General features: G+C 63.6%; 7 protein-coding genes. 3 read left to right on the forward strand and 4 right to left on the reverse strand.

Annotated elements, in window-relative coordinates; genetic code table 11:
* The first annotated feature begins 2 nt into the window (after positions 1-2).
* From CWO91_RS10885 to CWO91_RS10895, 3 genes are read left to right on the forward strand one after another with little or no spacing between them, the layout of a single operon-like run.
* Positions 3-2,390, forward strand: a complete 2,388-nt coding sequence (locus tag CWO91_RS10885) for a xanthine dehydrogenase family protein molybdopterin-binding subunit (protein WP_130213463.1) — start codon at positions 3-5, stop codon at positions 2,388-2,390.
* 11 nt (positions 2,391-2,401) lie between these two features.
* Entirely contained in the window at positions 2,402-3,199 is a 798-nt protein-coding gene (locus tag CWO91_RS10890) for an FAD binding domain-containing protein (protein ID WP_130213464.1), read from the forward strand.
* Positions 3,200-3,215: 16 nt separating this feature from the next.
* A complete protein-coding gene (locus tag CWO91_RS10895; RefSeq protein WP_130213465.1) occupies positions 3,216-4,706 on the forward strand; it encodes an amidase in 1,491 nt (496 codons plus the stop codon).
* 164 nt (positions 4,707-4,870) lie between these two features.
* Here the strand turns inward: CWO91_RS10895 and CWO91_RS10900 are convergent, their stop codons facing one another.
* From CWO91_RS10900 to CWO91_RS10920, 4 genes are all read right to left on the reverse strand, one after another.
* A complete protein-coding gene (locus tag CWO91_RS10900; RefSeq protein ID WP_245471198.1) occupies positions 4,871-5,899 on the reverse strand; it encodes a LysR substrate-binding domain-containing protein in 1,029 nt (342 codons plus the stop codon).
* A gap of 277 nt (positions 5,900-6,176) precedes the next feature.
* Positions 6,177-6,320 carry a hypothetical protein gene (locus CWO91_RS44160; protein WP_245471199.1) on the reverse strand — a complete coding sequence of 48 codons (144 nt, stop codon included), beginning with the start codon at positions 6,318-6,320 and terminating at the stop codon, positions 6,177-6,179.
* A 277-nt stretch (positions 6,321-6,597) separates the two neighbouring features.
* Positions 6,598-6,849 (reverse strand): hypothetical protein, encoded by a 252-nt coding sequence (locus tag CWO91_RS10915; protein WP_130213466.1) that lies wholly within the window; start codon positions 6,847-6,849, stop codon positions 6,598-6,600.
* Positions 6,850-6,984: 135 nt separating this feature from the next.
* Positions 6,985-7,461 (reverse strand): substrate-binding domain-containing protein (locus CWO91_RS10920; RefSeq protein ID WP_245471200.1); only part of this gene is annotated, 477 nt, incomplete at its 5' end.

The following is a 7,461-nucleotide window of genomic DNA, read 5'->3' on the forward strand; positions in this document are numbered from 1 at the left end:
CCATGGGCAATGTGATCGGCATCGGCGCTGCACCGAAGCGCAAGGAAGATCAGCGCTTCCTCACCGGCCGCGGCAATTACGTCTCCGACATCAAACGCCCCGGCATGACAGCCGGCGTGTTCGTCCGCTCACCGCATGGCCATGCGGTGTTGCGCAGCATCGACAAGAGCGCGGCGCTCGCATCGCCCGGCGTCATCGCGGTTCTAGCCGGCGACGACGTCAAGGCCGATGGCTTGGGTTCGCTGCCCTGCGGCTGGGGCATCTCGGACGCCAAGGGCGTGCCGATGAAGGAGCCGCCATTCCCGATGCTGGCGCAGGGCAAGGTGCGCTTCGTCGGCGACATAGTGGCCTTCGTCATCGCCGAGACGCCGGAGCAGGCCAATGCCGGAGCCGAGTTGCTGAACATCGATTACGACGTGCTGCCTTCCGTGGTCGGCGTGCTGGAAGCTGTCAGGCCGGACGCACCGCAACTGTTCGACGATGTGCCGAATAACATCTGTTGCGACTGGGAGCTCGGCGACAAGGCTGCGGTGGAGTCGGCGTTCCGCAAGGCCGCGCATGTCGCAAAGCTGAGCCTCGTCAACAATCGCCTGATCGGCAATCCGATGGAGCCGCGCGCGGCGATCGCGGAGTACGAGCCGGGCACCGACCGCTTCACACTGTGGACCACCAGCCAGTTCCCGCACGTCGTGCGCTTCCTGATGGGCGCGCTGGTGCTGAACATCCCGCAGCACAAGCTGCGCGTGGTCGCGCCTGATGTCGGTGGCGGCTTTGGCGTCAAGCAATTCCACTACGGCGAAGAAGCCGTGATCACCTGGGCTGCCAAGCGCGTGATGCGGTCGATCAAATGGGTCGCGAGCCGCTCGGAGGGCTACGTCTCCGACCGCCATGGCCGCGATCACGTGACCGAGGCCGAGCTTGCGCTCGACGAGACCGGAAAATTCCTGGCCTTCCGCGTCAATACGCTCGCCAATATGGGTGGCTATCTCTCGACCTTCGGGCCGAACATCCCGACCAATCTCTACGGGCCTCTGCTCGGCGGCGTCTACACCACGCCGGCGATCTACTGCAATGTGAAGGTGGTCTTCACCAACACGGTGCCCGTTGACGCCTATCGCGGTGCGGGCCGGCCCGAGGCGACCTTCGTTCTGGAACGCATCGTCGACGTTGCGGCCGCCGAGATGGGCATCGACCGCGTCGAGATCCGCCGCCGCAACATGATCCAGAAGGAGGCCTATCCGTATCAGACGCCAGTGCTGGTGCAGTACGATTCCGGCGATCCCATGGGCTGCCTCGACGGTGCGTTGGTCGCAGCCGACGTCAAGAGCTTCGGCGTGCGCAAGGCGGCCTCCGCGAGCAAGGGCAAATTCCGCGGGCTCGGCTACTCCACCTATGTCGAGGCGTGCGGTCTGGCGCCGTCGCGTTTCGCAGGCAGGCTCGGCGCGCGCGGTGGACTCTATGAAAGCGCCACGGTGCGCGTGCATCCGACCGGTCAGGTGACGGTCATGATCGGCACGCACAATCATGGCCAAGGCCATGAGACGACGTTTGCGCAGATCGTTTCGGACAAGCTCGGCGTGTCCTTCGAGAACGTCGACATCGTGTTCGGCGATACCGATCGCGTGCAATTCGGCATGGGCACCTATGGCTCGCGTTCCCTGGTGGTCGGCGGTGCCGCGCTGTCGAAGGCGACCGACAAGGTGATCGCCAAGGGCAAGAAGATCGCATCCCACCTGCTCGAGGCGGCCGAAGTGGACATTCAGTTCGAGAGCGGCAAATTCTCCGTCGCCGGCACGGATCGCATGAAGACGTTCGAAGAGATCGCGGGCGCCGCCTACGTGCCGCACAATTATCCGCTCGAAGTGCTGGAGCCGGGACTGGAGGAGCAGGCCTATTACGACCCCGTCAACTTCACCTATCCTGGCGGCTGCCATATTGCCGAGGTCGAGGTCGACCCGGAGACGGGCACGGTGACGCTGGTCAATTACACCGCTGTCGACGACGTCGGCACGGTCATCAATCCGATGATCGTCGAGGGCCAGCTGCATGGCGGCATCGTCCAGGGTGTCGGCCAGGCGCTGTTCGAGAACGCAGTCTATGACGAGAGTTCCGGCCAGCTGCTGTCGGGCTCGCTGATGGACTATTGCATGCCGCGTGCCGACCACATGCCAATGATGAAGGTCGCGACGCATTCGACGCTCTGCACGCACACGCCGATGGGCGTGAAGGGCTGCGGCGAGGTCGGCACCATCGGCTCGCCGGCTGCCGTCATCAATGCGGTGGTCGATGCGCTGTCGCATCTCGGTGTCACCCATGTCGACATGCCGGCGACGCCGAACCGGATCTGGCGCCTGCTGCAAAACGCGTCGCTGCCGGTTGCTGCGGAATAGGGAGCACAACAATGAAGCCATTTGCTTACCACCAGCCCGACCAGATTCCCGATGCGGCCAAGCTCTTGACTTCGATCGAGGACAGCAAGCTCGTCGCCGGCGGCATGACACTGATCCCGACCCTGAAGCAGCGGCTGGCCAATCCGCCAGCGCTGGTCGATCTCTCGAAGCTTGGGTCCCTCAAGGGTATCACCGACGACGGAGCGACCATCACCATCGGCGCAATGACGCCGCATGCGGTGGTCGCAGCTTCGAAGCTGGTGCAGACCAAAATCCCGGGGCTCGCAGCGCTGGCCGCGATGATCGGCGATCCCGCCGTGCGCAGCCGCGGTACCATTGGCGGCTCGGTCGCGAACAATGATCCGGCTGCCGACTATCCGGCCGGCGTGCTCGGTCTCGGCGCTACCATCGTCACCAGCACCCGCGAGATCGTGGCCGACAAGTTCTTCCTCGGCCTGTTCGAGACCGCGCTTGAAGCTGGCGAGATCATCACGGCGATCCGCTTCCCGGTACCGCTCAAGGCAGGTTACGCAAAGTTCAAGGCGCCAGCGTCGCGCTATGCGCTGGTCGGCGTGTTCGTTGCGAAGTTTGCCGATGGCGTCCGCGTCGCCGTGACAGGTGCAGGAGCGGGTGTGTTTCGGGTGCCGCCGATGGAAGCGGCGCTGTCGCAAAACTTCGATCCGTCCGCGATCGCGGCCATCAAGATCGACACCGACGGCCTCACCTCCGACATCCATGCCGAAGCCGATTACCGTGCGCATCTCGTCACGGTGATGGCCAAGCGCGCCGTCGACGCGGCGCTCAGCTAGCTCGTTAGGGTTGATGATGACTGATGGTTCCGGCCGAACGGCCTTCCCGCCGGCGCCGACTGGCCTTGGCGCGCTTTCTGCAACCGAGATCATGGCCGGCTACCGGCGCAAGGCGTTCACGCCGCGTGATGTCGTCGATGATACGATTGCAGCCCTTCAAGCGACGAACGAGACCTGCAATGCGGTGGTGACGCCGATGTACGAACAGGCGAGGGCGGAGGCCGACCGTCTCACCAGGGAGATGCGCGCGGGTGAAGCCAAGGGACCGCTCGCCGGCGTGCCCGTCACGATCAAGGATCTCGTCTTCGTCGCGGGTGTGCCGGCCTATGCCGGTTCGCCGATGAACAAGAGCTTTGTACCCGAGGCCGATGCGGCCGTGGTCTCGGCGCTGAAGGCATCAGGCGCGATCATCACCTGCAAGACGACGACCTGCGAGTCCGGCTACAAGCTGACGGCCGACAGCCCGGTCACCGGCATCACGCGCAATCCCTGGAACCCAGGTCGCACCAGCGGCGGGTCGAGCGGCGGCGCGGCAGCGGGCGTTGCGGCCGGCTGCGGCCCGATCGCGATCGGCACTGATGGCGTCGGCTCGATCCGTGTGCCGTCGTCCTTCTGCGGTGTGTTCGGGTTGAAACCGACGTTCGGCCTCGTGCCGCGCTCACCCGGTTTCTCGCCGCCGTCCTGGGCCTCGCTTGCGCATACCGGGCCGATCACGCGAACGGTCTCGGACGCCGCGCTCACGCTGGAAATCATCGCCGGCTACGATAAGCGCGATGCCGCGAGCCTTCCCGTGTCCGCGCGCCGCTTCAATACGAACGCAGGGCGCTTGGATGGCATTCGTATCGGAGCCAGCGCCGATCTCGGCTACGCCGCCGTCAGCCCGGACGTTTGTGCGGCATTTGGCAAGGCGCTCGCCATTCTCGATTCCTGCGGCGCGCAGGTCACCATGAACGGCCCAGGTCTCGATCCCGGCATCCTGGAGCATACGCTGAAGCCGATCGCGTTCATCGAACAGGCGGCAGCGGTCGCAACCAAGACGCCGGCCGATCTCGCCAGCTCCGAGGCGGACTATCGCGATGTCGTCAGCGCCGGCCGCCACTACACCGGAACGGACTATATCGAGGCGAGTTACCGTCGTGGTCAGGCGCGCGGTGCGTTCGTCAGATTGTTCGAGCGTGTCGAAGCGTTGGTGACGCCGACCGTCGCGGTCACCGCATTCGAGGCCGGCCAGATCGGCGTCGGCACGATCGATGGCAGCAAGGTCGATCCGCATCTCGGCTGGTCGCCCTTTACCTGGCCGATCAATCTCGCCGGCCTTCCGGCGGCGACGCTGCCCTGCGGCTTCGATCGTGATGGAATGCCGATAGGACTTCAGATCATCGCGCCCTGGCTCGACGAGCCGACGATCTTCCGCATCGCCGCGGCGTTCGAGCAGGCGCAGCCCTGGGCGAAGTTCTGGCCGCAGCTCGCGTTACGTGGGGTGAGTGGAGGACACGCCAAGGGGTGAAGCGGCCATGATGCAATAGTGCCGGTGTTTTGGCCGACGTGTCAAATCTCTCAAGCATGATCCGGAATCGGGCGCAGCGGTTTTCCGCAAAGTGGCGCGCGAAAACCCCTTTGCGAACAACGACGTTCTACTGTGCATGGGGTTGTTTTCGAGTTTTTGTGGACCTAGCCCAGCTCGATCGGCGCGCCGCGGCCGCTGAGTTCTTCGTCGAGGCGCAGATAGTGCGCGAGATAGTCGTGCAGCGCGGTCGCGGCCTTCGAGGTGGCGCCGCTTGACTTGTAAAGCAAAAGTTCGACCTGCGGCAGCGGCGGCAGCCCTTCATTGAGATTGATCTCCCGCATGGCCGGTACCAGCGCGCTGCGACCAAGCACGGTCACGGCCATGCCGGCGAAGGCGGCCGCCTGCAAGCCGCCGACGCTTTCGCTGACGCAAGCAACGCGCCAGCGCAGGTTTGCGCGCTCAAGCGTATCGATCGCGTAGTCGCGGTAGATGTTGCCGGGCGGCAGCAGCGCGAGCGGGATTGGACGTTCCTGATGCGCTGAGGATTGTTCGCCGGTCATCCAGACCAGCTGCTCGCGCCGCACCACCTGGCCGCCGGTGAAATCGTTCATGCGGGTCACCAGCGCGATATCGACGTCGCCGCGCTTGACGAGGCCGACGAGCGGCGTGGACAGTGCGCAGTTGAGCTCGACCTGGATGCGCGGAAAGGATTTGCGGAACACGCTGAGGATAGAGGGCAGCATGAACGCCGCATACAGATCCGGCGTACCGAGCACGACCTGGCCTTCGATCTCCTGCGACGCCAGTTGCGAAATCAACTCGTCATGCAACCGGAGGATGGACTTGGCATAGGTGAGGACCGTCGTACCGTCCTCGGTCAGAGTTAGACGGCGTCCGCCATGCAGGAAGAGTTGCTTGCCGGTCAATTCCTCCAGCCGCTGTAATTGCAGGGTTATCGCCGGCTGGGTCCGGCCAAGGCGCGCGCCGTCTCGGTGATGCTGCCGGTCTCGACGACCGAGATCAGCGACCGAAGCATGCGGATATCGAGACTGATGAGGTTCATGAGCCGTCCCTTTAGCCCAGAATTTATGCAATTTACATGCTACGCGGGGCGTGGAGGGTCCGGAGGCCATCGTCGACATGGGCCGCAAGATCGAGATGCATATGCCCTCCGACTGACCCGGCATGATCATGCGCAAGCGCCTGCTCGAGTTGCTTCGCGCGCATAACGAAGAGGAGCAGCCGGCGCAATGAATCGACCGGGTAGGCGGGCCAATATCGTTACTTCTGGGACTTATTCAGTACGATCGCGCGCAGCGATCTCGTACGCCGGTGCGTTGCGGTTCCGCACGACGACGGGACTGTCGTTCTCACGGTCTTGCGCGCATGTCGCGTTTGCTTAAGTGCAATTAGGTCAGGTCAAGGGAAACTCTGGATGGGTGTCGAAAATCGGTTCGCTACCAATCGACACTAGCCCTTCTTGATGTCCTGCCTGCACAGCTCGCCGAAGCGACCCTCGATGTAGCCGACGCGCAACTCGAGCACCTCAATGGTCTTGGGGTAGCGCACCGCGACGTTCTTCGCCTTCTTCTTCGCGAGCACTCGTCGGGCCATTGCTCGAAAGGCCGTGCGGCCGCCCGCCTGTGCTTGTCGAGCTGCTTCTCGGTGCTCGGGTCTTTGCCTTCCTTGAGCAGGTCTTTGGCCTTTCGCGCTCGCGCCGTGACGGACGGCATTAGCTCGCAAAAATAAATCAGAAAGCACTCGGCGAGGAGTCAGGCGAGCGCCTACTCAGCAGCTTTCAGTCCTCTGCGAAGTGGAATGGTTGAAAATCGTGGGTTCGAATCCCACTCTCTCCGCCATTGCCCGATTTTGTTCGCTAGCTCACGATTTTCTACGATTTCGTACGATCGATGGGGGCGGCTCGCCGGGCGATGTGCGCTATCTCACGGCCGGTCTTTCTCCAACAGATAAAGCGGTCCGTGAAGCCAAACTCGCCCATCATGCTGCGATCGCTCAACAAGGAGCTGCGTCCGCGGTCGTCTCGGCCGATCAGCATCGGCAGCAACACGACGTCTAGGTCGACGATCCCCGGCTCGATCGAGACGCACTGCCAGGTGGCGTGACTGGTAGCGGTCACTGTCATGAAGGGCATCAGTTTAGCCGGCAATCATCTACATTGTTCACAGCTTGCTTTCGGGTTCGTCATTCGCTCATTGAAGCTGAGGCCCGAATACGCGTAGGGCGCCTATCCGAACTGGCATGAAGGAATAGGTTTGGTTTAGCGGGATCTCGCGCGCGTCGGCATCGTCAGGATCTTGCCGTCGTCGATAAGATTGCTGCAGGCCTCCTTTAAAGCTGCAACGACTTCGCGGGTGGCGCGGCTAACGGGCCGGCCGCGCGGCAGGGCGAGGACGCGGTCGGCGCGCATCCATGGCAAGAGAGCCGCCGACAGCGTGCCTGCCGCCACTTCCTGGTGAATCCCCGAGAACGGCAACAGCCCGTAGCCAAGCCCCGAGCCCACGATCTGTTTCAACGGCGTGCTTCTCTCGACCCGCAAGGAGAACGGTACGTCTGGCGGGAACGGGTTGCGGCTGAGTGGCACGACAGCGGCCGGCAGATCGTTGACCTCCTTGCGCGTCAGCCGGCCACGCTTGAGCCTAGGATCGCGCGGCGGACCGATTAGGAAGACCGGCTCGACCACCAGCGTTTCGTAGTCGAGATGGTCATTGGGCTGCGGCGTGGTGACGATGGCGAT

This window comes from Bradyrhizobium genosp. SA-3 (genome assembly GCF_004212635.1).
In the GTDB taxonomy this organism is placed as follows: domain Bacteria; phylum Pseudomonadota; class Alphaproteobacteria; order Rhizobiales; family Xanthobacteraceae; genus Bradyrhizobium.